Annotated in this window: 20 protein-coding genes; 10 read left to right on the plus strand and 10 right to left on the minus strand. The window is 45.8% G+C overall.

Annotation, left to right across the window (positions count from 1 at the left end; genetic code table 11):
- Positions 1–168: 168 nt before the first annotated feature.
- Positions 169–417, plus strand: a complete 249-nt coding sequence (locus QUA20_RS14945; protein ID WP_172184733.1) for a gamma-aminobutyric acid A receptor, epsilon-like protein — start codon at positions 169–171, stop codon at positions 415–417.
- 133 nt (positions 418–550) lie between these two features.
- On the opposite strand, the gene QUA20_RS14950 is transcribed toward QUA20_RS14945, so the two are convergent.
- Positions 551–907, minus strand: coding sequence for a hypothetical protein (locus QUA20_RS14950; protein WP_333189590.1), 357 nt, complete (start codon positions 905–907; stop codon positions 551–553).
- A gap of 121 nt (positions 908–1,028) precedes the next feature.
- Here QUA20_RS14950 and ychF point away from each other — a divergent pair, with 121 nt between their 5' ends.
- Together ychF and QUA20_RS14960 are read left to right on the plus strand one after the other, a co-directional pair.
- Positions 1,029–2,120 (plus strand): redox-regulated ATPase YchF, encoded by a 1,092-nt coding sequence (gene ychF, locus QUA20_RS14955; RefSeq protein ID WP_333189592.1) that lies wholly within the window; start codon positions 1,029–1,031, stop codon positions 2,118–2,120.
- A 21-nt stretch (positions 2,121–2,141) separates the two neighbouring features.
- Complete coding sequence (locus tag QUA20_RS14960; RefSeq protein ID WP_333189593.1) at positions 2,142–2,507, plus strand: phage holin family protein; 366 nt, start codon at positions 2,142–2,144, stop codon at positions 2,505–2,507.
- A 151-nt stretch (positions 2,508–2,658) separates the two neighbouring features.
- Here QUA20_RS14960 and QUA20_RS14965 read toward each other — a convergent pair whose 3' ends face one another.
- The 3 genes from QUA20_RS14965 to QUA20_RS14975 all read right to left on the minus strand — a co-directional run bounded on the left by QUA20_RS14965 (position 2,659) and on the right by QUA20_RS14975 (position 4,756).
- Positions 2,659–3,087: an NUDIX hydrolase gene (locus tag QUA20_RS14965; RefSeq protein WP_445304678.1), complete on the minus strand. Its 429-nt coding sequence runs from the start codon at positions 3,085–3,087 to the stop codon at positions 2,659–2,661.
- Positions 3,088–3,271: 184 nt separating this feature from the next.
- Positions 3,272–3,724: a DUF3531 family protein gene (locus QUA20_RS14970; protein ID WP_333189594.1), complete on the minus strand. Its 453-nt coding sequence runs from the start codon at positions 3,722–3,724 to the stop codon at positions 3,272–3,274.
- 15 nt (positions 3,725–3,739) lie between these two features.
- Complete coding sequence (locus QUA20_RS14975; protein ID WP_333189595.1) at positions 3,740–4,756, minus strand: Sll0314/Alr1548 family TPR repeat-containing protein; 1,017 nt, start codon at positions 4,754–4,756, stop codon at positions 3,740–3,742.
- A gap of 382 nt (positions 4,757–5,138) precedes the next feature.
- Between QUA20_RS14975 and QUA20_RS14980 the strand changes: the two genes are divergently transcribed.
- Together QUA20_RS14980 and rsmG are read left to right on the plus strand one after the other, a co-directional pair.
- Entirely contained in the window at positions 5,139–5,810 is a 672-nt protein-coding gene (locus QUA20_RS14980; protein ID WP_172184743.1) for an ABC transporter ATP-binding protein, read from the plus strand.
- 104 nt (positions 5,811–5,914) lie between these two features.
- Positions 5,915–6,658, plus strand: a complete 744-nt coding sequence (gene rsmG, locus QUA20_RS14985) for a 16S rRNA (guanine(527)-N(7))-methyltransferase RsmG (protein ID WP_333189596.1) — start codon at positions 5,915–5,917, stop codon at positions 6,656–6,658.
- 197 nt (positions 6,659–6,855) lie between these two features.
- On the opposite strand, the gene QUA20_RS14990 is transcribed toward rsmG, so the two are convergent.
- Together QUA20_RS14990 and QUA20_RS14995 are read right to left on the minus strand one after the other, a co-directional pair.
- A complete protein-coding gene (locus QUA20_RS14990; protein ID WP_333189597.1) occupies positions 6,856–7,611 on the minus strand; it encodes a Fe-Mn family superoxide dismutase in 756 nt (251 codons plus the stop codon).
- 214 nt (positions 7,612–7,825) lie between these two features.
- Positions 7,826–9,010, minus strand: a complete 1,185-nt coding sequence (locus QUA20_RS14995; protein ID WP_445304679.1) for an aldo/keto reductase — start codon at positions 9,008–9,010, stop codon at positions 7,826–7,828.
- Between QUA20_RS14995 and QUA20_RS15000 the strand changes: the two genes are divergently transcribed.
- Positions 9,002–9,229, plus strand: a complete 228-nt coding sequence (locus tag QUA20_RS15000; protein WP_333189598.1) for a hypothetical protein — start codon at positions 9,002–9,004, stop codon at positions 9,227–9,229. The two genes, QUA20_RS14995 and QUA20_RS15000, sit on opposite strands and share 9 nt — an antisense overlap.
- A 115-nt stretch (positions 9,230–9,344) precedes the next feature.
- Here the strand turns inward: QUA20_RS15000 and rpiA are convergent, their stop codons facing one another.
- Entirely contained in the window at positions 9,345–10,061 is a 717-nt protein-coding gene (rpiA, locus tag QUA20_RS15005; protein ID WP_333189599.1) for a ribose-5-phosphate isomerase RpiA, read from the minus strand.
- A 39-nt stretch (positions 10,062–10,100) separates the two neighbouring features.
- Here rpiA and QUA20_RS15010 point away from each other — a divergent pair, with 39 nt between their 5' ends.
- A complete protein-coding gene (locus tag QUA20_RS15010; protein WP_333189600.1) occupies positions 10,101–14,549 on the plus strand; it encodes a tetratricopeptide repeat protein in 4,449 nt (1,482 codons plus the stop codon).
- A 136-nt stretch (positions 14,550–14,685) separates the two neighbouring features.
- On the opposite strand, the gene QUA20_RS15015 is transcribed toward QUA20_RS15010, so the two are convergent.
- Both QUA20_RS15015 and QUA20_RS15020 read right to left on the minus strand, forming a co-directional pair.
- Complete coding sequence (locus QUA20_RS15015; protein ID WP_333189601.1) at positions 14,686–14,814, minus strand: hypothetical protein; 129 nt, start codon at positions 14,812–14,814, stop codon at positions 14,686–14,688.
- 57 nt (positions 14,815–14,871) lie between these two features.
- A complete protein-coding gene (locus QUA20_RS15020) occupies positions 14,872–18,843 on the minus strand; it encodes a PAS domain S-box protein (protein ID WP_333189602.1) in 3,972 nt (1,323 codons plus the stop codon).
- 296 nt (positions 18,844–19,139) lie between these two features.
- Here QUA20_RS15020 and QUA20_RS15025 point away from each other — a divergent pair, with 296 nt between their 5' ends.
- On the plus strand, positions 19,140–20,327 hold the full coding sequence (locus QUA20_RS15025; protein WP_333189603.1) for an anion transporter: 1,188 nt from the start codon (positions 19,140–19,142) through the stop codon (positions 20,325–20,327).
- A gap of 180 nt (positions 20,328–20,507) precedes the next feature.
- Here QUA20_RS15025 and QUA20_RS15030 read toward each other — a convergent pair whose 3' ends face one another.
- The gene (locus QUA20_RS15030) at positions 20,508–24,083 is read right to left on the minus strand and encodes an alpha-mannosidase (protein ID WP_333189604.1); all 3,576 of its coding nucleotides are present in this window, start codon (positions 24,081–24,083) and stop codon (positions 20,508–20,510) included.
- 182 nt (positions 24,084–24,265) lie between these two features.
- Between QUA20_RS15030 and QUA20_RS15035 the strand changes: the two genes are divergently transcribed.
- Together QUA20_RS15035 and QUA20_RS15040 are read left to right on the plus strand one after the other, a co-directional pair.
- Positions 24,266–26,251 (plus strand): hypothetical protein, encoded by a 1,986-nt coding sequence (locus QUA20_RS15035; protein WP_333189605.1) that lies wholly within the window; start codon positions 24,266–24,268, stop codon positions 26,249–26,251.
- A 78-nt stretch (positions 26,252–26,329) separates the two neighbouring features.
- A complete protein-coding gene (locus tag QUA20_RS15040; protein ID WP_039887172.1) occupies positions 26,330–26,446 on the plus strand; it encodes a photosystem II reaction center protein I in 117 nt (38 codons plus the stop codon).
- The last annotated feature ends 236 nt before the right edge of the window (positions 26,447–26,682 follow it).

Here is a 26,682-nt window from a genome sequence, read left to right on the forward strand (position 1 = left end):
AAGTAACAATTAATTATAGTTATTTAGATAGATGTCTCCGCCGCAATCTTTAGTTTATAATTTTCAGATACAACACTACCACAACTCAGTTATCTTTGTTATAAAATATAGCGAGTAGTTGCGAGCAAATGTTTTTGAAACACCTCTATTAGCGAGCAAAACACTAACATGATTTATCCCACTCCAGATCCATTTCCAGGCCCGCAGATTCCCAGCACCGAACCGGGGCTGCCGACTATACCCGCATCGCCACCAGTGCCGGGCCCCGTTCCCGAACCGATTCCCGGGCCAGTACCAGAGCCGGTACCTGCGCCAATTCCTCAGCCAATTCCTGAACCGGTGCCGGAAACTGTACCCTCTCCAATTCCTCAGACAGTGCCGGGGCCAATTCCTCAGACAATCCCTGAACCTATTTAAATTATCTTTTAGTCGATCGCGAAATTTAAGATTGTTTGTGAGGTCGATCGCAAAAACCGGGTTTCTCCAAAGTCGCCAATCTTTTTGTTGAATATCAGACTTGAAAAAACTCGGTTTTTGCCTAAATTATCAATTAATTGAAGTTGAGCGCAGTCTCTTTACAAAGGTCAACAGCCTCCAAATCAGTGGATTTGCCGTCAGAGTATTCGGCCCTGACATCAAAAACACAGCCCGCATCCGAGCCGCCGTAGTCAGCTTGATTCCACTCAAAATCTGCCTTTTCCCGATCGGCAATCGAGCCGTCTAGCTCGTTTTCTCCCCAAGTATCCTTATCGGGAGCAGAAATATAAACGGCTGTCATCGTCTTGCCGCTGTTGTTAATCACCGAAACTTTGACCATCTCAGCGAAAACGCTAGCTGCTGTCAGCGCTAACAGGGGCAGCGAGATCCCCGCAGCGATCGTTACTTTGCTTAACAACTTGTTGATCATTTACCTATCTACCTCAAGTTAGATATTTATTCAAGCTTAGCTGTAGAAGTTAGAAGGGACAAGTCAGATATATTGCTATTTCTTATGATATTTTGATACAGTGATATGTTTCTAAATACCTATGCTCACCGCCGGAATTGTCGGATTGCCTAATGTTGGCAAATCTACCTTGTTTAATGCTTTGGTTGCTAATGCCAAGGCGACTGCTGCTAATTTTCCTTTCTGTACGATCGAGCCAAATACGGGTATCGTGGCAGTGCCAGACGAACGGTTGAAGGTGCTGAGCAATATTTCCAATTCCGCGCAAACTGTGCCGACGCGGATGGAGTTTGTGGATATTGCGGGTTTGGTGAAGGGGGCGAGTCAGGGGGAAGGACTGGGAAATCAGTTTTTGTCTCACATTCGAGCTGTAGATGCGATCGTCCACGTTGTCCGCTGTTTTGACAATGATGATATCATTCACGTTGCGGGTTCTGTCGATCCCCAGCGAGATATTGACATTATCAATCTCGAATTAATTTTAGCAGATTTAGCTCAAATTGAACGCAGGCTCGATCGCACTCGCAAGCTGGCCCGCAACAATAAGGAAGCTCAGGCCGAAGTGGATGTACTCGAAAAATTGGTCGCTGTTTTGAATGCGGGGAAACCGGCGCGGCAGTACAGTTTCACAGATGAAGAAGCTGAATTAGTTAAAGGTTTGGAATTACTGACCAACAAACCAATTATCTATGCTGCTAACGTATCTGATGACGATTTAGCAACAGGAAATAGCTATGTCGAACAAGTGCGGGAAGTAGCAACTAAAGAAAATGCTAAGGTTGTCATAGTTTCGGCGCAAGTTGAGTCAGAATTGGTGGAGTTATCCGAGGAAGAACGAACGGATTTCCTAGAATCTCTGGGAGTAAAAGAAGGTGGCTTGAAATCTTTGATTCGAGCTACTTACGAATTATTGGGTTTGCGGACTTATTTTACTAGCGGGCCGAAAGAAACTCGCGCTTGGACGATTATCGCGGGAATGCTAGCACCGCAAGCTGCGGGGGTGATTCACTCGGACTTTGAACGGGGTTTCATCCGGGCCGAAACTGTAGCATATGAAGATTTGGTTGCTACGGGCGCTATGAATGCGGCTAAGGAAAAAGGCTTAGTTCGCAGTGAAGGAAAAGAGTATATTGTACAAGAGGGGGATGTGCTGTTGTTCCGATTTAATGTTTAGCTTTTTTAAGGAGATGAACACATGGATATCGTTTCGCTGGCAATTGCTTGGCTGGTAACTTCGGTGAGCTTTTTTATTATTTCCAAGTTGCCCATCGGGGTGGACATTGACACTTTTGGAAAAGCGATGGTTTCGGCTGCCGTTTTTGGATTGCTGAATGCTTTGGTGCGGCCGCTTTTTGTGGTTTTGGGTTTTCCATTGGTGTTGGTAACTTTTGGTTTGTGGATAATTGTTATCAACGCGATTATCTTTGGATTGGCGGCTTGGCTAGTGGATGGATTTCGGTTGCGCTGGGGAATTTGGAGTGCTTTGCTGGGGGCGATCGCCCTCGGTTTTATCAACTCTTTGCTCTATGAGCTGTTGCGGACTCTGCCTAGTGTAAGGTAGCTCCGGGTAATGCGGGGGGCGGAAGGAAGGGGCGGGTTTATTCATCCTGTTAGTTATCGCCAATATTTCAGGTAAAACCGGCCCCGACGGCAAATATTTTAGGTTTAATTCCTCCATATCAGGTATTTGTTTTTTGTTACTGGTTGAGTTATTAGCCTTCGCAGTAGTCGATAAATTTGTCTGGAACTAGGCGCAATTCGCCTGAGCGAAAGCGCTCGATCGGCATCCAAAATGCAGTATGTTCCCCATCTCCGTCTGCAAAATCCAGACTCTCCAATTGATAAAATTTGGAATCGACAAAATCGCACTGGTATAGTTGTATTAATTCATGTCCGGCTTGGTCATTAAAAATAAAAAAATTTTCCAAACAAGCCAAATATTTGATGTTTGTCAACTCGGCTTGAATTTCTTCTTGAAACTCTCTTTGCAAAGCGTCGATGCTGTGTTCTCCGAATTCTATGCCACCGCCCAGAGCTCGGTAAAATGTGTCTTGTTTGACCGGATCTTCGCATTCTGACACGAAAATGCGATCGCCCGATCGAATTAATCCTAAAACAATTACGCGAACTTTACCTTGCATAATTAGTCATCAGTCATTAGTCATTAATCATTAACTGGTTCCTAGGCTCTGCCTAGGAATCAATGTCCAGAGGCTCTGCCTCGCTTTGGGAGCAGCAAAATAGGAGGCAGAGCCTCCGGATATGCGTTACCAGGCAGAGCCTAGTAACGAGTAGAATCCACCGCTAATGACTAATGACTAATCACTAATTATCAGCAGCAAAAGCCTCTCGACGGCGAGTGTTGTCAACGGGCCAGTTTGTATTTTCCCCACCAATAATGAGTTTTTCAATCGTTACGAATTCTTTGCTGAGTTGCTGGAAAACATTAATCAAAACATCGAGGCCGATCGCATCGCTAGTGCCCAAATCAAACCAGCAGCGAGCCCAAGAACCTTGATACTCCATTTCTCCCATATTGTGCATCAAAGCCATCATGCTTTGGTCGGCTAGATTAACATCGTAATTCATCTGACTGATATCTAAGCCTTCATCTTGAACTTGCAAATTTTCCGCATTAAATCCTCCGAGTTTTCCCAAGAAAAACCAAGAGTCAAACACTTCTTCAACATACTGTTTTTCACCGTTTGAAGGCACGTTGCTGAACTTCAGCCAAATCCAGAGGTCAAAGGGGTTAAACTCGCGAAACTCTACTTGCATAGTTTTTTGGTGTTTTTATAATGGTGGTAAGGCTGTCGGCCCCCAGACTCCATCTGCATCTCTAATTTTATCGCGCATCGGGTCGCAGGCGCGAGATTGGCTGTCGAGACGGTTACGGGTTCTGCACTGCTGAAAGAAGATTTCGGCTACTAAACTGCGCGGCAGTTGGTCGGGTTTTGCTAAGGCTGCGTCGAAGTTTTTTCGGGCTTCCTCCAGTAAGGTTTTGTTGCCGTCTTTCCCCTGGGATTGGGAAAACAAAATTTGTGCTTTTAGATAGAGAACTTCGGGATTATTTGGCGTTTCTGCTAGCGATTTGTTCGCAAATTCTAAAGCGCGATCGTACTTTTTCAAGTCTCGATAGCCTACTGCCATGCCGCGATAAGCTAAGTAACGGGGAGAGGCTTTTTGTTCCAGTCTTTGAATGGCTTCGTTGGGGTTGGAAAAGGGCAGGTTTGTGGCTAGAATTAAGTCCATGTAGCCTTTGATCAGGTTAAGTTCGGGGTCGTTGGGCGCTATTTTATCGGCGGCCTCTAGGTATTGAAATACTACTCGCAATTTACTCAAAGCTTGGGGCGCGCCTTTGGCTGTTCCTTCTTTGGCTATAATGTGCGACCCTTCTAGAAAGTGACCTGCTGCTGTGTAGATGTTGCCGCGCAATGGATTAGTTTTAGTCAATTTTTCCCCGACTTCGCGGGTTTTTTGTGCGTAGGAATTCATCGAGTTTAAGTCCTGCTCGATGTATGAGAGGGAGGCTGCCATTGCATAGGCTAGCGGCTCGTTTGGTTCGGCTGATAGTGCTTGTTGAATTTGAGTTTTTGCTTGTTTGTAGTTTCCTTGCTGAAACATTGTTTTGAAAGCGGTTTCGGTGTTGGTCCCGATCGCCTGCGGGTTGCTGTTGCGAAAGGGATCGCCCGCTACTGCCGAGTTAATGCAGATGCTGAGGGCGATCGCTGCTGCACTGGCGATCGCCCGCACTGTCTGTTTAGAACTTAACATTTGCTTGCCCAGCGATGCTAAAGGGGTTTTCGTCATCGTCAATTCTCTCAATGGAATATACTGTAAACTACAAACAAGAGAGTTAAATTTTCAGACTCTCGGGTCGCGACCAAAAAAAGAGTGAAATTTGCTTGATTTTTTCTAGCTGTTGCGGTATATTTTAATAATGGAAGTGTGAATTTTAATAGATAAACGGACTGATTTCCATTATTAAAATATACCATGAAAAAACTGAGAAATCAAACGCCAATCCTGAAAAAAAGGAAAATTTTTGTTAAGATTTCTGTAAAATAATTGTGTGCGCTCGGCAACAACCAGAAACAGCCTTAACTATTAATAGCACAAATCCGTTAAACCCGTTAAATCCCGTACACTGTTAGTTAGCGAACTTCCTTCTCCCCAATTACCAATTGCGTTAATGCTTTATCTAAAAAACTTAGTATATCATCCTACAGCCTGTCCGAATGCTATTCTGAAAAATATTAACTTAGAACTTCCCTCGCAGCAAATGGGGCTGATTGTCGGTCGCAGCGGTTCTGGCAAAAGTACGCTATTAGAAATATTAGCAGGTTTAGCAGAAAAAACTAGCGGCGACATCCGTTGGCGGGAACAAGAATTAACACCGGAACACTTGCAACAGTTAGGAGGGTTAGTGTTCCAGTTTCCAGAAAGGCATTTTTGCGGCGGCACAATTTTAGAAGAATTGCGGTTGGGGCATCCTGAATTGGGACAAGAACAAATTAACTCAGCAATGGCAGAAGTGGGGCTCGGACATTTGCCGCTGCGCGCTTCCCCCCACGCTTTGAGCGGCGGGCAACAGCGGAGGGTAGCCCTGGCAGTGCAGTTAATTCGGCAGCCGCATTTGCTACTATTGGACGAACCGACGGCGGGTTTGGATTGGTCGATGCGGCGGCAGTTGGTAAGCTTGTTGAGCAAGTTGAAAAGTCACTGGACTTTGTTGATTGTTACTCACGATGCTAGCGATTTGCTGAGCGTTGCTGACCGATTTTGGACTTTAGACCACGGGGATTTGCAGGAGGTCGATCGGGCTAAGCTAGAAGCTAAGGAAACGAGTTTTGTTAGTCATTAGTCATTAGTCATTAGTCATTAGTTAGTGCGGGCGGGTCTATCGCATTGTGAAGCATTTTTGGGCGAAGATAATTTGCATAGTTTAGGAAAGAGTGGCAATACAAGATGAATCAGATTACAATGCCTGTGCTACCGGAGATGAACGAGTTGTGGCAAAAAACGCTGAATTGGCAGCCGGATGAGTCGCAGCAACAACAATTTCAGCGGCTTTATGAGTTAATTGTCGAGGGAAATCGCTCCTTGAATTTAACTCGAATTACTGAGCCGATGGAGTTTTGGGAAAAACATTTGTGGGATTCTCTGCGGGGAATTGCGAGACTGCTGCCAGCTAATCACAATTCGGCGGAAAATCCCGAATTGTCCGCCGAGCCGGTACACAAAGCGATCGACATTGGGACTGGAGGGGGTTTTCCGGGGTTGCCGATCGCGATCGCCCTGCCGCATTTATCAGTTACGTTGCTCGATTCTACGCGCAAAAAAATTACTTTTTTGGAAACAGTTGTGCCGTCTTTAGGGATAGAAAATGCTGCAACTTTGTTGGGCAGAGCCGATGAAATTGCCAGAGGGCCACAGCACAAACAAGCTTACGATCTAGCACTTCTCCGAGCAGTGGGAGCCGCTCCTCTATGCGCTAAATGCGCGCTGCCTCTGCTGAAAAATGGCGGTTTGGCTGTACTTTACCGTGGAAATTGGACGGTGGAGGAAGAAACGGAGTTGCAAAGGGCGATCGAGCATTTGGGCGGTAAAGTTGAGTCAGTCGAAGCATTCACAACGCCGACGAGTCAGGGGGCGCGGCACTGCGTTTACTTGCGGAAAGTTGTACAGCAGTTCGAGCGTCCCGTGCGCTAGCTATAGCCGTTTTTCAATGGTTTATAATACGAAACCAGGTTAAATAATTTCTCTCTTCTCTGAGTCTCGCGTTGCGCGGACTTTGTTTGTATAGTCGCGAATTCTATTCGCCGATTATCCTAATATTTTCAATCTACATAAAACAATGTTTGTAGTTGCGCTGAAGCGAAGACAGCGCCACTACAAATCTGGTTAAACTAACCGATCGCCTGTTCGTAGCGCTTGTTAATTTCCGCCCAATTAACAACATTCCACCAAGCTTTTAAGTAGTCGGCGCGCAGGTTTTGATATTTGAGATAATAAGCGTGTTCCCAAACATCGTTACCCATAATTGGATAGTTGCCATCTATCAAAGGAGTGTCTTGATTGGCAGTAGTTGTAATCTCAAGTTTGCCTGCTTTATTGCGGACTAGCCAAACCCAACCGCTGCCAAAACGCTTAGTGCCGGCATCGTTAAATTTTGCTTTAAAATCGTCAACACTGCCGAACGTTTGCTGGATTGCTGTTGCAATTGCCCCTGTGGGTTCGCCGCCGCCGTTGGGAGTCATGATTGCCCAAAACATACTGTGATTTAGGTGTCCGCCGCCATTGTTGCGCACGGTTGTGCGAATATCTTCCGGCACTTTGCTCAAATCTCGCAGCATATTTTCCGCAGTGATATTTTTGAGTTGCGGGTATTTGCTGACAGCATCGTTGAGGTTTTTAACGTAAGCGGCGTGGTGTTTGTCGTGGTGAAATTGCATTGTCCGCGCATCGATGTGCGGTTCTAAAGCATTGTATTCGTAAGGCAGAGGTGGCAGTGTAAAAGACCCCGGAGTTTGGGCTATTTTTGGACTTTCTGCAACTGGACTTGCTTGCGATACATTATTTCCTGACGCTTGGCAAGCACCTGCGGTAATAGCTCCGACGGTGGCAGTCACCAAATACAAGAAATCTCGGCGTTTGAGAGTCATAAAAAATACCTAAGTGAATTATTAACTGTTTTATCTCAGATTAAAGCAAAATGGGAGCGAGTTTAGAAAAAAAGTTCGATCGCCCGAATGGATGAGACGGATGGGCGATGGTTGTGAGAGTTTCTCAAGTATAGGCTAATTGTGTGCGCGTAACTAACTCACGTGCTCCGGTTCCCCAACCCGGTTTCTGTCTCGAAACCGGGTTGTTTTTTGATTATTCTTGGGACAAGCGCTGGATGGCTTGGCCTCCAAAAAGCCGATCGGCTGCTTGAAGAATACCGGGAATTTTAGCAGCGTGGGGACTGTGGGCGAGAGGGCGGCGCAAGTCTAATTCATCGAGGCGATCGGCTTTTTGGCCGGGGAACCAGTGGCCCGCATTACCTAAGAGGTTGTAGCGCATCTTGCAATAGTCGATCGTATCGTAAGCCTGCGCCAAATTCCACAGCCACAGAATCACATAAATATTAATACCTCCGGGAGTATTTTCTATAGTTGGTAAACCGACGTGCCAAGTTTTAAACCAATCTTCTCCTAATTTATTAATTGCTGCATCTTCCAACCTGGCTAATATCGGTGGCAAAATTTCATCAGCTCTATCTAACAATTCTACAGCTTTCAGATGCTCGTTAAAATCTTCAGGTTTGGCTGCGCCTAAACTTAAAGTGTGTACTTGCGGATGCGACAAACAAAACAAATCATTAAACACCATCGGACTCAGCGGATAGCACAAGTCTACCAATTTTTGCGGCGGGCTGTAAAGTTGACCGCCTTTGTCGGAAGGACTGATAATAAAAACGCCCATATCGTGACGTTTAGCAGCTTCAATAGCCGGCCAATTAATTTGATTGATGTAGTACCAGTGCAAGTTAAGATAATCAAATTGATTAGTTTCAATTGTTTTGACGATCACATCCGTCGGACCGTGGGTTGAAAAACCAATAAACCGAACTTTGCCTTCGGCTTGCAACTTTTTCGCCACATCCATGCAGCCGCCCGGACGCATAGACTCCTCTAGCAATTCCAACGTATTAATGCCGTGTAGCGACAGTAAATCGACGTATTCCAGTTGCAAATAAGCTAAGGATTTATCAAATTCTTCGCGAAACTCTTGGGAGTTCGGTTTGGGATTAACTTTCGTTTGCACTATCAACTTTTCGCGGGGAAAATTGGGAAAAATCGACCCCAGTTGCATCTCAGAAGTGCCGTAACCGCGAGCGGTTTCTATGTGATTTATGCCGCATTCAACCGAGTAGCGAATCGTCGCTTCTAGATTTTGTTGATTGTCTGGGGGAATTTCATTGGCTGGCACGTCTTGCCATTTGTACTGATATCTCATGCCACCGCAGGAAAAGACGGGCATGGATAATTCTGTGCGACCGAATCTGCGATATTGCATCATCATAATCAAAATCAAAGCTATAGCAGAAGGAAGTTCGGCAACGGATTATGTAACGGATGTAACGGATGTCAGGAAGAAGGAAGTTCGGCAACGGATTATGTAACGGATGTAACGGATGTAACGGATGTAACGGATGTCAGGAAGAAGGAAGATGTAACAAGTGCAAGGGTTTCACTGATTAAGAACTTCTTAATAGTCTTGGCGGTTGCTATAGGGTAAGAAGCCTTGTTTTTGGTATTTTTGCGGGTGGTAACTCCCATATTACAGCATTCTATTGAACAGGCAAGATGCCTGTTCCACAAATAGTTTTTGACCACCATCGGGCCAGTCTTGACTATTTAGAAATCTCCCGTACTACGGGTTTTCCGTCTTTGATTTCGCCGACTAAAACCAAATCTGTACAGTCTACAAACAAACCATTTTCTAACACACCGGGAATGTTATTCAAGCTTTTTTCCATTTCTCCGGGGTTGGCAATGTCATCAAATTTGACATCAATTACCATATTACCTTGATCGGTAATTACCGGGCCTGCTTTTTTCACACCCATGCGGAGTTCGGGTTTGCCACCCAATTTTTCAATGGCACGCATCACTGGTGTTAATGCCATCGGTATAACTTCGATGGGAACGCGAAAAGTCGAACCCAATTTATCAACCATTTTGGAACCGTCAACTACTACAATAAACTGAGTTGCGAGGTAATCGACTACTTTTTCGCGGGTGTGGGCTGCGCCACCACCTTTAATTAAGTTGAGGTGGGGATCTACTTCATCAGCGCCGTCAATAGCAACATCAATTTTGTCAATTTCATCTAGTGTTGTCAGCGGTACTCCGTACTGTTTGGCTAACACTTCTGATTGAAAAGATGTCGGCACTCCTTTGATATCTTTGAGTTCACCTGATTTTATGCGATCGCCCAATGCTTGAATAGTATAAGCTGTAGTTGACCCCGTGCCGAGTCCGACAATCATACCAGATTTTACGCGATCGGCGGCAGCAAAGCCGACTTGCTGTTTCATCAATTTTACGGGATCTTGTTCTGTGGTCATGTTGGGTACTCCTCAATAGTTTTAAGATTATACCATTTAATGAAAATCGGATTTCTCGATACCTACACTTGGGATTACAAAATTGAAACTCCTTACTGCAAACCTTTGGGCGGCACTCAGTCGGCTATTTGTTACTTAGCCGAGGCGTTGGCAGCACAGGGAAACGAGGTATTTTTGCTCAACAATACTTCCGAGTCGGGGATGTCGCGCGGCGTTGATTGCAGGCGCAGGGTGGGGGACAAATCTAATTTAGAATTGCTGCGAGCGCTCGATTTTTTAGTTATAGTCAATATAGTCGGCAAAGCACTGGAAGTTAAGCCGTTTTTGGGGAAACAAACTCAATTAATTTTGTGGATTCATAACGAACCGGGCTTTGTATTCCTCGAAAATTTTAAAAATGTTCGAGAAATCAATGCTTGCGATGCCTTTGTATTTGTCAGCGACTGGCAGCGCGAGCAATTTCATCGGCGCTTTGGGATTGACTCCAATCGCAGTTGTGTTTTAAGAAATGCGATCGCACCTTGTTTTGCTAACATTTTCGCCGATAATATTTCTATCCTCTCTCATAAATCTCGACCGCCCATTCTAGCTTATACCAGCACTCCATTTCGCGGACTCGATATTTTGTTAAAAGTCTTTCCCGAAATTCGTCAAGCTGTCCCTGGAACCAGATTAAAAGTATTTTCAAGCATGAAAGTACACCAAATAGACGACAATGATAACCAGCTTTTTTTCGGTCAACTTTACCGCCAGTGTCAGGAAACAGAAGGCGTCGAGTACGTCGGTTCCGTACCGCAACCCGAACTCGTCCGGCAACTGCGTTCAGTCGCGGTTTTAGCTTACCCGAATACCTATTTGGAAACCTCATCTATTGCCGTGATGGAGGCAATGGCCAGCGGTTGCCGGATTGTGACGAGTGAATTGGCAGCTTTGCCGGAAACAACTGCTGGATTTGCCCGTCTAGTTTCAATGTCCGGGGTGGAAAATTTTGCATCGATAACTAATTGGAAGCGGGCTGGTAAACCAGATTGGGAGGGATATACAAGGCGGTTTTTAGAGGCGATAGTCGGAGTTTTAAATGAGGAGACGGGTGCGGGCGGCGCAACTGCTGAAAATCATCTGAGACAGCAGGTAGAATATATAAATCGAGGGTGTACTTGGTCTGTGCGATCCCGACAGTGGGTAGAATGGCTGAATAGTATTACTGTACAACCTGTAAGAATGGCAGAGCAAATGATAACGGATTCGTTGGTGGATTTAGAAGCAGCTCAAGCTTATTTTGTCAAGGGAAATCGGCTGAAAGATGCAGGCAAGCTTGATGAGGCGATCGCAGATTACAAGAAAGCTTTAGAGTTTAACGGGGAAGATGTCGAATCTCACAAAAAGTTGGCGGAAGTTTATGTTTTGCAAGGAGAATTTGAAAGTGCGATCGCCTGTTGCAATCTCGCTCTTAAATTCAAACCAAATTTTGCTCCGGCTTATTTGACAATGGGCAATGCCCTGCACGCTCAAGACAAGCTGGAAATGGCAATTAAAGCTTATTTGCAAGCTTTAGAAATTCAGCCGAGATTTGCCGAAGCTAGCGCGAATATCGGCAGTATGTATTACAAGTTAGGGCAATTGGAACAAGCAGCAAATTATTACCAAAAAGCTCTCGCCATTAATCCTAAATTGTGTTCGATTAATTTGATGCTGGGCAGCGTTTTGCAGCAGCAAGGAAAGTTAGATGCAGCAATTGCTTGCTATGAAAAAGTGCTGCAACTGCAACCGGGAGATGCCAGCGCTGCTGAGAAACTATCGAGTTTGCTAGCACAAAAACAGCGGGAAACTACCGACAGCAAATTTATCGAATTAGAAACAGAATCAGAGGAACAGCAACCAGTATCTGTCAACAAAGATGAAGGCTACGGCTTGCAGCCTTCGAGCATAAATTTGCCGCCAGCGCCCACCACTGAGACTTTAAATACTCCGTTTACAAACCCCGCCGAAGTTTCCGAACAAGTTACCTCGCTCAATGTTCCAGATAGCGGGCAAGTTGCCAATTTTCAAGAAGTAGAACCGTACAAAAAACTGGCAGAACAGTTTTTAGTTGAAGGTAAAATTAAAGAAGCGATCGCCGCGTGCCAGCAAGCGATCAAAATCCGACCAGATTTCATTCACGCTTACGTCACTTTAGGCAATGCTTTGCAAGCAGTAGGCAAAGTTGAAGCTGCCATTCGTTCATATTCTCAAGCCCTAGAATTGCAGCCAAATTTTGCGGAAGTGCGGGCTAATATCGGCAGTATGTATTTCAAAATGGGGCGTTTGGAAGAAGCGATAGCCCATTACCAGCAAGCCATTGCCCTCAGTCCAGATTTAGCAGGCGCTCACTGGAATTTAGGGAAAGTATATCAGAAACACGGCAACATCGCAGCAGCGATCGCCTGTTTTAAAAGAACATCCGAACTCAACCCGCAGCTAGTCGGCGCAGACTTCCACTTTAACTTAGGTAATCGACTTTTCAGCGAAGGAAAGCGCGAGGAAGCCATCGAAAGCTACGAAAAAGCGATCGCCATTAAGCCGGATTGGGCCGAAGCTTACGGTAACATCGGCAGCGCGCGATCGCAACAAGGCAATCTCGACGCCGCCATCGCTTACTATCAGAAAGCTGTAGCTTTAAAGCCGCAATTAGAAGTTTTGCACTTCAATATAGCCAACTCTTTTTTACAACAAAACAAGTACGACGAAGCAATTACTAATTACCGCAATACTCTGAAAATCAAGCCCGATTGGCCGGAAGTTCACGCTAACCTCGGCAGTTGTTTTTCCATGCAGGGGCGGCTGGAAGAAGCTTTAGCCAGCTATCAGCAAGCTTTGGCATTAAAACCGGATTGGGCAGAGGTTTACTGTCGCATGGGACACATTCAGAAACAAGATAAGCCGTTGGAGGCGATCGCCAATTTTGAAAAGGCGATCCAATGCAACCCCAAATTCAGCGAAGCCCACCAACAACTGTGCGACTTGCTAAGCCATTCCACCAACCTTGCCGGAGCCCGCAATGTAGCCGACAAATACTGCGAAAACTGCGGCGATGTCGCCCCAATCATGTCAGCTACAGCCTACGTCTTTTCCTACCTGCAATCCGGTGTCAGCAAACAGGCTATTCAGAAACTCGAAGAAATCGAAAAACTCTGCTACGAAAAGGTGGAAACCTTTAGCGTAATCGAACTAAAACTGCTCTACGAAATCTTCCTGTTTGCAGTTTCTCACCTGCGAGACAACCGCGAAAAAAATGCCAGTTTCTACAGACTAATTGCCAAAGAATACTACAAAAAAGCCGTCCCGCTGCGGCAGCAAATTAACAGAATCAAGCCAACCACTTACCAAATCAAACAACAGCCTTTAAAAATCGGCTTTCTTTCCAAACACTTCCGCCGCCACTCGGTAGGTTGGTGCAGCGAAGCTTTAATCCGCGAATTAAGCCGCATTACCCCCCACGTTCACCTTTACGTCACCGGGAAACTCAATCGAGATGAAGTTACGCAGCGGTTTGAAGAAATGGCGGGCAAATTTTACTGGCCTAAAAAATATCCAAACGGCTTTGCTGATGGCGGCGAAATCTTCGCCGAAGTAGCGCAAGACAACTTGGATGTTTTGATAGACTTAGACTCGATGACAGTGCCAACAAATGTCGAAGTCTTATACCAATATCCTGCGGGAATTTGCGTTTCTTGGCTAGGATTCGACGCACCATACATTTCAGATAATCACTACTTTCTGTGCGACGAACACACTCACCCCCCTGGTGTTGAAAAAAATTACTTAGAACAATTAGTGAGATTGCCTGTTTGTTCGGTAGCAATTGGCGAACTGCAAAGCATTCCTGTGAACCGAGAGGCGATTAGAAATGCTCTCGGAATTGGCTTGGAGCAAATGACTTATCTGTGCGTTGCGCCTGGGAGAAAAACCAATCCCGAAATGGTACGAGCTCAAGTTAAAATCCTTAAGGAAGTACCAGAGAGTTTGTTAATCCGCAAAGGTCAAGGCGACCCCGATGTTATTCACAGCACTTACCGCGAAGAATGCGAAATTCAGGGAGTAGATTTTGCTCGGATTAAGTTTATAGGGCAAACCAGAAGTGAGGAAGAACACCGGGCTATTTATTATGTAGCAGACGTGCTTTTAGATTCCTATCCTTACAACGGGGGAACTCACAATTTAGAGGCTTTGTGGGCGAATTTGCCAGTGGTAACTCGATCGGGCGACCAATATCTTTCGCGGATGGGTTACGCTTTTATGAAAAGTGCAAATCTTGATGTTGGTGCGGCGTGGAGTTGGGAGGAATACACGCAGTGGGGAGTTAAGTTTGGCCGCGATGCGGGTTTGAGAAATGCGGTGAAAGAGCATTTAGTAAAATCTAAGCAGCCAGAACATCTCGCCCCTTTGTGGAATCCTAAAAAGTTGGCTGAGGATATGTATGAGGTGTTTCAAAAACTGTTAGCTAAGTAGGTTAGTCAGTAGTCAGCAGTCATTAGTCATTAGTCATTAGAAGGAAACATTTCCGCATCTCCCACTCTTCTCCTCTTTCTGTGAAGTCTTGTAACAATCTTCGTGGAAATGCGTAAAAATTCCGCGCCGAATCTGATTAATAGATAGCTAATTCATAGTACCGCGATCGCACTAACTTTATGCCAGTTAGGGCGATCGTTTTTTTAGTAATACCAGTTTCAAAAAAGAATGCAACTGTAGACAAGCTCCAAACCAGCAGCTTCATCAGTAATTCCCAAATCTAAAATCTAAAATCTAAAATCTAAAATCTAAAATAACCTGACTACTCACTAATCGCGATCGCCACTCGATCTCGCCCGCCAGACTTAGCTCGATAAAGTGCCTTATCCGCCGCTTCAATCAGCATTTTCGGGGAATTTTGATTTTCCGAAACGCCCGCAACTCCCAAGCTGAGAGTCACGCAATCGCTGACAACAGACTTGATGTGGGGAATTGCCAAGGCTTTGACGCGGCTGCGGATTCCCTCAGCAACAGCCTGTGCAGACACGATATCCGTATTTGGCAAAATTATCCCAAATTCCTCGCCGCCGTACCTAGCAGCCAAATAGAGGCGTTCTGCAGGTGCGTTCGTGCAAGCATCCCCGATCGCCCGCGCCACTTGCTGCAAACAAGCATCCCCGGCTTGGTGGCCGTAATTGTCGTTGTAAAGTTTAAAACAGTCAATGTCGCACATAATCAAAGATAGCGGTTCCGAAGAGCTAGAGTGCTCCCATTCCCCGTTAATCACCTCATCAAACCGGCGGCGGTTAGCTAATTGAGTCAGACTGTCCAAATTCGCCAACGCGTCCAACCGCTGGTTAGCAGCAGCTAACTGTTGGTAAAGTAAAGATTGTTCGATCGCGATCGCCACTTGAGTACCCAACTGGCTCAGCAAATCCATGTCAAACTGCTGCCAATGGCGGGGTCCCGAACAGTGGTGGGCAATCAGCAAACCCCACAACTTCGGCACTTGACAAGAACCGTTACCTTCCCTAGGTTCCATTCCCTGCTGGACAATCGGCACTACCAAATTTGCCTTCACCTGACACGCCGCCAAAAAATTAAGGTGACACTCGCTCAAATTAGAAGCATGAACATCCTCTATGGCGCGAATGCGGCCCATTAAATACTGTCCGATGTAAGTATTAGCAAAACAGCAATCGTCAATTGGCACCCCCTTCAGTGGAATCCATCCTTCTCCAACTGACTCCACCACCACATCTCCGTTCCAGTCGGGTCGGAAGCGGAAAATCAGGACGCGATCGGTTGCCAAAAACTCCCGGACTTCCGCTACTGTAGTGTTGAGAATATCTTGGAGATCCAGAGAAGAACGGATGCGCGATTGAATTTGTGCGATCAGGCGTTCCCGTTCTATTTGTTGCCGCAGCGCTACTTGGGCTTGCTTACTTTTAGTAATGTCCCGACCTTCCGGCAGCAGCAATACTATTTTGCCAGTTTCATCCGCGACCGGTTTGAGTGAAAAATCAACAATTGCCGTCCGATTTGCACCTTGAAGTTCCACTTCGTAGCGAACAAATTCACCTTTTGCCGATCGAGAAATCGCATCTTGCAACTGTTCCCGAACTTCCTCAGAGTCTCCCCACCACGGCAATAGCCAAAACGGTCTATTTGCCACATCCCGCAGCTTAATTCCCGCGAAATCCAGAGAAGTTCGGTTAGCTTCCAGCAGAGTGCCGTCGGGTTTCAACAAGCTCACAAATTGGAAAGAAGAATCAAAAATTGCCCGAAAGCGCCTTTGAGAATCTCCCAACATTGCCGTCACCTTTGCGCGAGAGGTAATATCGCGGAAGCGCCACACCCTGCCAATAATATTTTGTCCGACTCGAATCGGCTGCGTGTAGCGCTCAAAAGTTCGGCCGTCTTTAAATTCAATAATATCGCAGCCTTCGGACTCCGCATCGCTATAAATTTCTTTAACTCTCTGCAAAAAAGCGCTCGGATCTTTAACTTGCTTAGTGAGAAATGTCAGCCGCACCGTTCTATCCATTGAGTTTCTAACTTCTTCATAAATTCCCCACATTTGGACTAACTTTTCGTTAAAACTAATCAGTTCTCCGGCGGTAGTAACGGCGAGGATGCCGTCTGCCGTTGCTTCCAAGGTAGCGTGCAGCAGAGATCGCGATCGCTCTAATTCTGCTGCGATTAATTTGCGTTCCGTGAGGTTTCGCACTGCTTTCACCTGCACTAAACGACCTTCCCACAATACGAATTTGCTGCGCACATCAGCGGGAAAAGCAGTTCCGTCTCGCCTGAGAAAAATAGTTTCACAGACTGTATTGGTGGCTGCTGAAATCATTTGCGCTGCTTGTTTGTATGATTTCGGCGACAGCAGTTCCAGCAAGCTCATTCCCGCCATTTCCGCAGGTTCGTAACCGAAAAGCTCGGCAAAATTGCTGCTGACGCTCAAAATTGTGTCGCGGTCAGCCACGGCAACTGCTTCAAAATAAGCTTCGGATTCAAGCAAGCTCGGTACTACTGTATTCCTGCCATTTTCGCGGCGGGAGTAGCTGTTGCTAATTAGCTGTTTCAATTGCATATTTGCCGAGTACAAAGCGGCCATAGCTTGCCGGTACAAGGCAGTACGTTTATCGACTTTTTCTGCGAGGCGATCGCGATATTCTCGCAGTTCTTTTTCCACTCGAATTAAATCTGTAATCTCTACTGCAAACACGATCACGCCAGCAACTTTACCTGTTTCGTCGCGGTAAGGTATTTTATCTGTCCGCACCCAGCATTTTTGACCCGAGACAGTTGGCAGCAGTTCGACTTTACCCTGTTTGGGAAGACCGGAATTGATTACTTCCAAATCTTCTAAATAATATTGCTCTGCTTCATCTGGATATATTTCATAAAAAGATTTACCTTCTAATTGAGCTGCGGACAAACCTCTCGATGCAGCGGCAGCTTGATTAATTCGCAGCAGGCGGCTTTCGGTATCTTTGTACCAAATCATCGCCGGCACGGAATCAAAAATAATTTGCTGTTCTTGTTGCTGCCGGCGGAGTTCTGCTTCTGCTTGTTTTCTTTTAATTATTTCTTGTTGCAGTTTTTGGTTGGCTTTTTTTAGTTCAGCAGTGCGTCTTTCTACTCTTTCTTCTAGTTGGTCGTAGTATTTGGTCAGCAAGTTTTGCTGCTGTTCGCGTCGCATTACTTCTAATTTAAAGCTTTCGCTAACTGACAAACTTGACGATACAAAATCTGCTAATATTTGGGTAAATTCCTGTTCTTCTTCCGTCCAATCGCCGTCAGAACCGTGCCGTTCGGCGCTGACTATTCCCAACCTTTGACCTGCCAGCACAATCGGTACGTTTAACAGGGAAGTCGTGGTGCCCCGATCGGCAAAATAAGGACCGACAAGTTCTCGCGTTCTCGGGTCATTTTCTGCTGCCACAGTTGCGATCGCACTTGCGGAGCTTAAAGCTTGAAAATATGCCGGACAGTCGGCGGCTGTGATGATTATTTGTACGGAATGGAGTTTAGTATTTTGTTCGTAAAGGTCGATGCAGTGAAGATGCGTTTTGTCTTCGCCGTACAGCCAAATACTGGCTCGATCGCAGTTGACAATACTGACAGCAGTTTCTGTTACTTCGCGGATGAATCCTTCTAGATTGTGGCGTTGTTTAAGTTGACTTTTGGCTAATTTTGCGATCGCCCAAGTTGGACTGCGCCAATTTTCTCTCTGTTGGGGCGGCAGCGATAGCCTCGATGACTGCGAAGCGGTTTTAATTTCTTCGCAAACTAACAGTACAGCCGGCAGTTGGAAATTGGCAATTGAGCGACCATTGGTATTTTCCTCTATTTTCCAGTCAACCGCAAGCATTGCGCGCGCGGTTGCTTTTACCGCGATAATCCTGCCGTCTTTGCAAGTCAAATTACCTTCCCAACAGGCAACTTTTGGAGTTGCCGTACCGTTTTCCGGCTGGGCCAATCCGGCAAATTCTGCCTGCATTTGCCCTTGCTCTTGGCAGTAGAATATGTTAAAAATTGAATGACAAATTAATTCCTGCGATTTGTATACGAGGCGAGACTCGCCGAATTGATTGAGCGAAAAAATTCTTCCCAAAGCGTCTAGGACGAAGTAAATGCCAGGAAAATTGTCGTAGAGAGTTAGATACCAATCCTGTTCGACTTGTTGACCGTACGAAAGTTTGGCTGCCGCGAGCTCGCCCTCCGTGTCGGTTAAGTGAGAATTGTTGGTTTCTGGGTTGCTTGAATTACTTTTTTTAGCAAACACTTTTAGCTTAACTCGACTGTAATTAATTTTACTTTCTGGAATTTAACTTTCTTGTGAAACTAAATTAAACCTGTTGTTTGAAAAAAGTTACAAGTTGTAATAAATTTACAACTTGTCCAGCACCCTGCTTTTCGCTTCCCAATGCAACCACTTTGTTTGTTTGTAGTTTGTAGACCGTCTGCCGGCGATATTTCCCGCTAGTTGCAATGCCAGCAGGTTTAGCTGCAATTACCCGGTCTGTACTTTTAGCATCCCAGACAATCGAAAAAAACGGCAATCAATAGTTTTAAGTATATATGATAACACTCAAATACCTAGTATTGGGACTGACTTACTTGGGATTCGGTTTGGGATATTTGCCGGGACTGCGGATGAACCGGGCGGCGGTTGCAATTGTTGGGTCAGCTTTTGCGGTGGCTTTGGGGATACTGGACCTCAAAACTGCTTGGGAGGCGATCGACCCAGGTACGATTGTTTTTTTGCTGGGAATGATGATCGTTAATTCGGCTTTGGGAGCATCAGGTTTTTTTCAACTCGCTTTGGAGTTTTTAACTCGCTTTACTCGTTCTCCTTTCGGCATTATGGTGGCCGTTACTTTTGGCAGCGGCATTCTATCGGCATTTTTTCTTAACGACACTACTGCTATTTTGCTCGCCCCTTTAACACTGAGTCTGACTCGCTCTTTGTCTCTCAATCCTATCCCTTATCTTTTGGCTTTAGCGGGAGGTACGAATTTAGGTTCGGTGGCGACTGTGAGTGGGAATCCGCAAAATATTCTCGTCGGTTCTTTTTCGGGAATTAGTTATTTAGAATTTGCCCGCTCTCTCGCACCGGTAGCTTTAATTTGTTTGCTGGTTCAAGTAGCTTGGCTGTGGTTGCTTTATCCAGAAGTGCGTTCTTGCAAATCTTTGCCGGAGGTTCCCCAAGTCCGCTATCGATTGTTCAAGCCTTTACTAGGAAAAAGTTTGTGGGTGACAGCAGGACTTTTAGTAGCTTTTTTGGCGGGAGCACCTTTAGCAGAATCTGCTTGGATTGCTGCGAGTATATTGTTAATTACTAGGCGCGTCAAGTCCGATCGCATTTTGCAAGGCGTTGACTGGAATTTGCTAGTAATGTTTGCGGGATTGTTTGTGGTAACTAAAGCAACTCAACAACTCGGTTTGTTGGACAATTTAACTAATTTGACTGGTACGCCGCTGAGTTTGTTGGGAGTAACAGTAATTCTTTCTAACTTAATTTCTAACGTACCCGCGGTGTTAGTTCTGCAATCGGTGATTGTCAAAACAGATACACAAGCTTGGCTGTTGTTAGCGGCGGGTTCTACTCTAGCCGGGAATTTAACTTTGTTGGGTTCTGTGGCTAATTTAATTGTAGCTGAAGTTGCAGGAAAATCAGGCGATTATTTGACTTTTAAAGAACATTTGCGGTTCGGGCTGCCGCTGACTTTCGTTACTTTGGGAATAGCTTTTTTTTGGCTGTACTAAAAGGCGATAATTCGCGCACTATCGTGCTCATACAATTAAATTTTAACCTCGCGCTTTTACCTGTGCTAACTGGATTTGTTTTCCATGAACCGCAGAGGGCGCAGAGGGGAAATGAGAAGAGAATAGATGAGAGGGAAAGACGTAGGTTGAGAAATCCTTGCAGATTTCGGTATAAAGTCTTTAGGTCTGTGTTTGGCGCACAACTGCAAAACTCGCGATTTTCCAAGGCTCTATCTTAAATCCTCGTCCTTCGGGCAACTTTTCAGACAAATTGGCAGGTCGTTCTAACAAATCTACTGCCTCTACAATTTCTAATCCCAAATCACTCTTGAATTCTAACACAGTCTCTTTCCCCTCGGATTCGCAACACCGCAAAATCCACACATTAGAATCGTCTTCCGATTGTTTGAAAGCCATCAAAACTAAATTGTCGGCGGACAAATCCAAGAACTTGCCAACTGCCGGCAGAGTCTTGCGGTCATTTTTCTCTAACTTGGGTAACACCTTTACTAGCAGCGGCAAATTCAACTCGTAGCCGCGCCGAACTGTGCCCGCCTCTTGCCAATTTCCAGCATGGGGATAGACGGCACAAGTAAATTCCGAAACTCCTACATCTGCTTGTTCATCGGGCCAAGTCGAACCACGAAGCAAAGTCAGCCGCATTCGATTCGGTTGAAGGTCGCAACCGTATTTGCAATCGTTGAGCAAACTCACTCCAAAACCGTCATTGCTGATATCAGTCCAGCGCAAAATCGGCACTTCCCATTTGGCTTTTTCGGCGGGTGTTTGCGGCTTAGTTGTGCGTGCGATCGCACCGCCGGGAATTTCGCAAGTTGCAAAATCTGCTTCTACATTTAACCCAAAGGCTGCTTTTACTAAAACGTGAGTTTCTTGCCAATCCGCAACAGTCTTGATTTTCAGCATAGGCGAACCTATTTCTACTATATAATCTTGGCAAAACTCCGATTTTCCAATTTGTCGGACTACGCGCAAACTCTGCCGTATTTCTCCCTGCGCTACCCAGGAAATCTCTTTCAGTATCGGCGCTGGTAGTTGATGTTTTTCATAATTTGGATCGATATTCCAAGCATCCCAATATTGACCGCTGTCTTGAAATGCTTGCAGTTGATTCCCGCCTGCTGCATTCAAGACTTCTCTGTTATTCACTTTATCCCAAATGCTGGATAAATCCCCGGTTTTTCCGTCTACTGTTGCCCGAATAAATTCATTTTCTACAACCATTTCTGCGGCTGCAAAATGCGTTTCTTGACCAGGTGTGTTTTTTTGCGCTATACCGTATGTAAGTTCTGATAACTCTGTCTTTTTTTCAGTTTCTGGACTCGCGGACGCATTATCTACAGTTTCAGCATCTTCGCGACACAGCCAAAACAACTGGTAGCCAACGGCGGGGAGATTATTTGCCCAGAATAACAGTTTAGATTGCGATTGGAGTCGATCGCCCCTGACAATCTGCGAAGCCAGTGGCTGTCCTGAAAAATCGTAAATTTGCCAAGCTGAATCAGCCACATCGGGAAGCGGTACGGCGACAACCTCAGAGCGCGACCAATTGAGAGTATTGAAAATCAAAATCGGTTGAGCGTCGGGCTGCGGAGGATTCGGCAGAGAAATTTGAGCCGAGATTGCATCCAAAGATTTTAGCAGGATTTCGCCACAAGTGCGATCGACCCCGACCCATCCTAGATTAGCATCCGCGTAAACTTGGGCGATCGCAGAACCGGGCAAAATATCGTGAAACTGGTTAAACAAAATTTGTTTCCAAGCTGATTCTAATTCTGATTTCGGATAAACCGCACCAGTACAAATCGTGGCCAGCGAAGACAGCAACTCCGCTTGGTAGAGTAATTCTTCGCAGCGGCGGTTTTGGCGTTTTTGGTCGGCGCGAGTCGTGTAGCAACCCCGGTGGAATTCTAAGTACAGTTCGTCTTTCCAAACGGGGAGAGTGCCTGGAATAGTTTTAAGTTGTGAGATGGGAAGATTTGCATCCGAAATTGCCGACAAATTGGACAATTCTCGCGCCCGCAAATTCTCCTGATTGTCCGATTGTGGAACATCGTTTTCGGGCAAACTTTCCGTAACTTCTGGCAAAAACTGACTCTCAATCAAAGACAAATAATCAACCGCTTTCGCAAACTCCAACCTCGGGAAAAAAGGCGACATTTTCCAGCGTTTCGCCACCTCCAACATATCACGAGTCGGGCCGCCGCCGTGGTCGCCAACCCCAGGCAACCAAAGAGCATCTTGCAAACCAGTCTTAACTTGCCAGTCAAAAGCATAACTTGCCATTTTCACAGATTTTATGCCTTCACCAATTGGAGGAGACATCATACTAAAAATTTTAGTACCGTCCAACCCTTCCCACCAAAACGCACCGTGGGGAAATTGCGTTGTATCGTTCCAACGCAACTTTTGCGTCACAAAATAATCAACTCCACCTTGCCGCAAAATCTGAGGTAATTGCCACCCAAAACCGAAAGTATCCGGTAGCCAAGCCACCCGCATCAATTCCCCAAATTTTTCTTTTGCATAGCGCTGGCCGTAAAAAACTTGCCTCACCATTGATTCAGCGGAAATCAAGTTTAAATCCGGTTCTACCCACATCCCGCCGACAACTTCCCAACAACCCGCCGCCACCTGTTTTTTAATCGCTGCAAATAAGTCCGGCCGATGTTCTTCCATCCAAGCATAAAGGGCCGGAGTTGAATGACAGAAAATCAAATCGGGAAACTCCGATTGCAATTTCAATACCGACTCAAAAGTTCGCTTTGCCGCTTCCCAAGTTTCCGGGACAGGCCACAGCCAAGCTAAGTCTAAATGAGCGTGACCGACCAAATAAATTTTACCTGTATATATAGATGTCCGATCGCCGCTTTCTCCTATATATATAGATGTAGCTTTGCTATTTTCTCCAACCTCAAAAACCTCATCTTTTCTTCCTCCCTCTGTGGACTCTGCGGCCTCTGCGTTTCCATCCTCTAAATCCCCAGAAAAAGCCCGCAGATATCCCAGTAAATTGTGCCGCAAAACCGACAGCGATCGATCGAACTTTTCGCGATCGCTCACCGCCGACCAATCAATCAAACCAAGCGCCAAATCAATCTCAGATTTCAGCGTTTCCCCCTTGACAAACATGGGGCTATTTGCTATTGTTTCAGTGGAGAGGTATTGGGAATTTAGATTTTCTAAATTTCGAGTTAGCGAATTTTGCAAAATCTCTAATTCGGCAGCCACAAAACCCGGATCGAAACAACAAGAGTCAGCAGCTTCGTACAAACAAATCGATCGCACTAAAGCACCGCTATCGTGACCCGGACTTACCAACCGCAAAATCACTAAAAATTCATCTCCCGGATTTGCCGACGAACTCAACAAAACTCGATCGGCAAAATCAAATAAATCTCCTTGTCCGACTAACTCGCCGTTGACAAAAATTTGAGCATCTTCTGCCCACCAAGTCAAGCCCAGCAGCAACCGCAAACCAACCACAGGATAGCCGTGCAAATTGTCAGGAATTACAAATTGCTGGCCCAAATACAAAACTTGCTTCCCAGACGGCCAAGCAATATGTCCTTTGCCGTTAAGTTCGGCAACAGGGCTGTTACAAATATTTACCGAAGAGACAGCCGAGTCAGAATCGCAGTACCTCCAGCCAGACTGAACCTCCACTTGGCTGAGGCGACGCAACTTCTCGACAGCGGCAGAAATATTGTTGCTAGCAGGTGACACAGAAGCGCTCATATTTCGCTAAAATAGGAATTGTGTATTAATCAAAGATCGGATTGAACCGCGAAGACGCAAAGGACGCGAAGAAATAAAGGTTTCAGAGGGTTTGAAGCTGCGATTAAGATCTCGCTTTGATTTTACAGCAATATTCAGCAATTCCGGCGCGAATCAAAAATCAGAATTGAATAATTAAACTTATGTCCAACGGTTACTACGGCCCCTACCAAAGCCGACTATTAAATTTTATATCGAAACAGTCCCGCCAAGTTGCCGACAATTACGATCGAACTTGGCGTCAAATTAAAGAAGCAACTCTCACCGCCACCCAAATTCTGCTTTATCCAGCTTATTTGCTGGTGCAAAGTTCCCGAATGCTGGGCCGACAGTTGCGGGAATCAAGCCAAAAAGTAGATTTACCGGAACTGCAAGAATTTAGCGGCGACGAAAACCCCGATTTGCAACAAAATTGGTATCAGGGGGAAACTTCCGAGGAAAGTTCGATCGCCGAAATTTTGCACCTCGCCGAAAATTTGCTAAACTCGTCGCAAACTGCGAAAACTTTAGCCAGCTTCCCGCTGTTAATTAATCAGGGAAATACTGCTAACGATTTACATCCGGCAATCAATTTGAGCGGACAAATCGCCAAGCATCAAACCACTTCCGTCTTAGAACACCCGCTTGCTAAAACTGAATTAAAACCGCAACCGAAAGTTGAGGGAATTGCCAGTTTTATCCCGGCCCGCACTTTAGTATTGGTCGGAAAAGAAAATCAGATATTAGATATTTTGACACCCGAACAGCAGGAAATTCTCGAAGGTAGCATAACTTGGGAAATTGCCAACACCGGGCCCGAACGGCGGGAAATTACCCAAAAAGAATTAAAATTTAATCTCGGTTTGGAGTCAGCGGCCAAAAAAGCGCAGTTGCCGCCGATGCGTCGTTTTTGGGAATTGATGGCATGGCTTCAGACCAGCCCGGTTGCTTTGAAAAGAAATCAGTTTGGAGAATCAATCCTCGCAGTTAAAAAATCGATCGACCGCAATTCAATCCTAGTCCAAACAGCCCGCGCGCAGATTGAATCAAAAACCGCACAGCAGTCGATTGCGGCATCAAATTCGATCGACTACAATACCCCAAAACTAGAAACTAATTTTAACAGCAAGTTCGATCGACCCCCTAGTCCTCTCTCCTTTGTTACATTACTCGATCGCGCCGCCGTCAACCTCGAAGAATTAACCCTGCCACCAGCGGCAAAAACAACCGCCCCACCCACAGAAGCCCCCGGAGTAAAAATTAATACATCCGGCACAGACGCCAATTTAGATTTGTCCGCCCGCGAAATCCTCGAAAAATACGCTCGAAACATCGAAGGAATTATTTGGTCGTCAGTAGACCACCTCCTCGGCAAAGAAACAGCAGCAAGTGATAATACGGAAAAAGCAGTTGCTATTCAGTATTCTTTGAAACAGCGACAAGAACAAGAAAACACGCAAAAAAGCCCAGAGGTCGATCGACCGTGGCTGAACTGGCAAGACTTATTCGGGGAAGCAGCACCGCAGCATTTAATCGAGGGCAGTTCCGAACCCGAAGCAGCAGCTCAAATCCATTTATCACAAAGTAGCCTAAAAGTCAATCAGAAAGTTGCAGAATTAGGAGAACTGCCAGAAGGTCGATCGACCGCAGTCTCAATCTCCCCTTACCCCGAAGCACTTCACCGCCTGCTAGGGCAGCTAAAACAGAGCTTGCTGGCAAAAAGCCCAAAAAGTCAACCCCAAACAGCATCTGATTTATCTGATTTAGCAATTACTCAAAAAAATAGCTCTGCACTCGCAGCAGAATCAATCCCAGGGCGCGCGCCGGAAACCCCAGTGCCAAAAAACACAAACCCGAACACCCGACAAAACAGCCAATCCCCAGCAGCAATCACCGCGCAAACCAGCAGATACACCGCCGCAACCCCCGCTGCTGCCGAACCAAAAAATCAGAGCGCAGGCGTCCCACCCGAGGGCGACTACTTAGAAACAAAAGCAGAATCAATGGGATACATTAAGCACCCGCTAGAACAAGTGCTCGAATGGCTCGATCGAGTCATGCTGCGACTAGAAAACATCGCGGAGCAACTCTGGAATTGGGCAAAAATCAACTTGCCAAAAATCCTCAAAAGCAAAGAGAAAATTGACTAATCTTTAGCTTATGATAAAAAAGTTGCCGCAACAGCAGCAAATCAGCTCAGTATTATGCCATCTTTGGAGACTCCCACAGTGCTAACCCTCAAAATCGTAGTTAATGTAGTTGTTTTATTTTTTGTTTCCCTGTTCATCTTTGGATTTTTGTCCAATGACCCAGCCCGGAACCCCAACCGCAGAGACATGGAATAAACAAGTTATCTCTGCCGCTTGCTGGGGGGCACGCCACCGCAGCCCCTCAGCAAGCCCGCAAACCCGCAAAAATTAGTCGAAAAAAACTTGACCTCGCACCAGCAGCGAGGTTATCTTGTGGCGGAAGCAAGTTCTGAAAGCAGCCATATTCCGGCGCGCCAAAGCCACTGCAAATTTTAGATGTCAGATTAATGTCTAAACACTTGCCTTTTAGACGCAAAAATTTTCAATAATTT

The sequence above is a fragment of the Microcoleus sp. Pol7_A1 genome, assembly GCF_036701085.1.
Lineage (GTDB): Bacteria > Cyanobacteriota > Cyanobacteriia > Cyanobacteriales > Microcoleaceae > Microcoleus > Microcoleus asticus.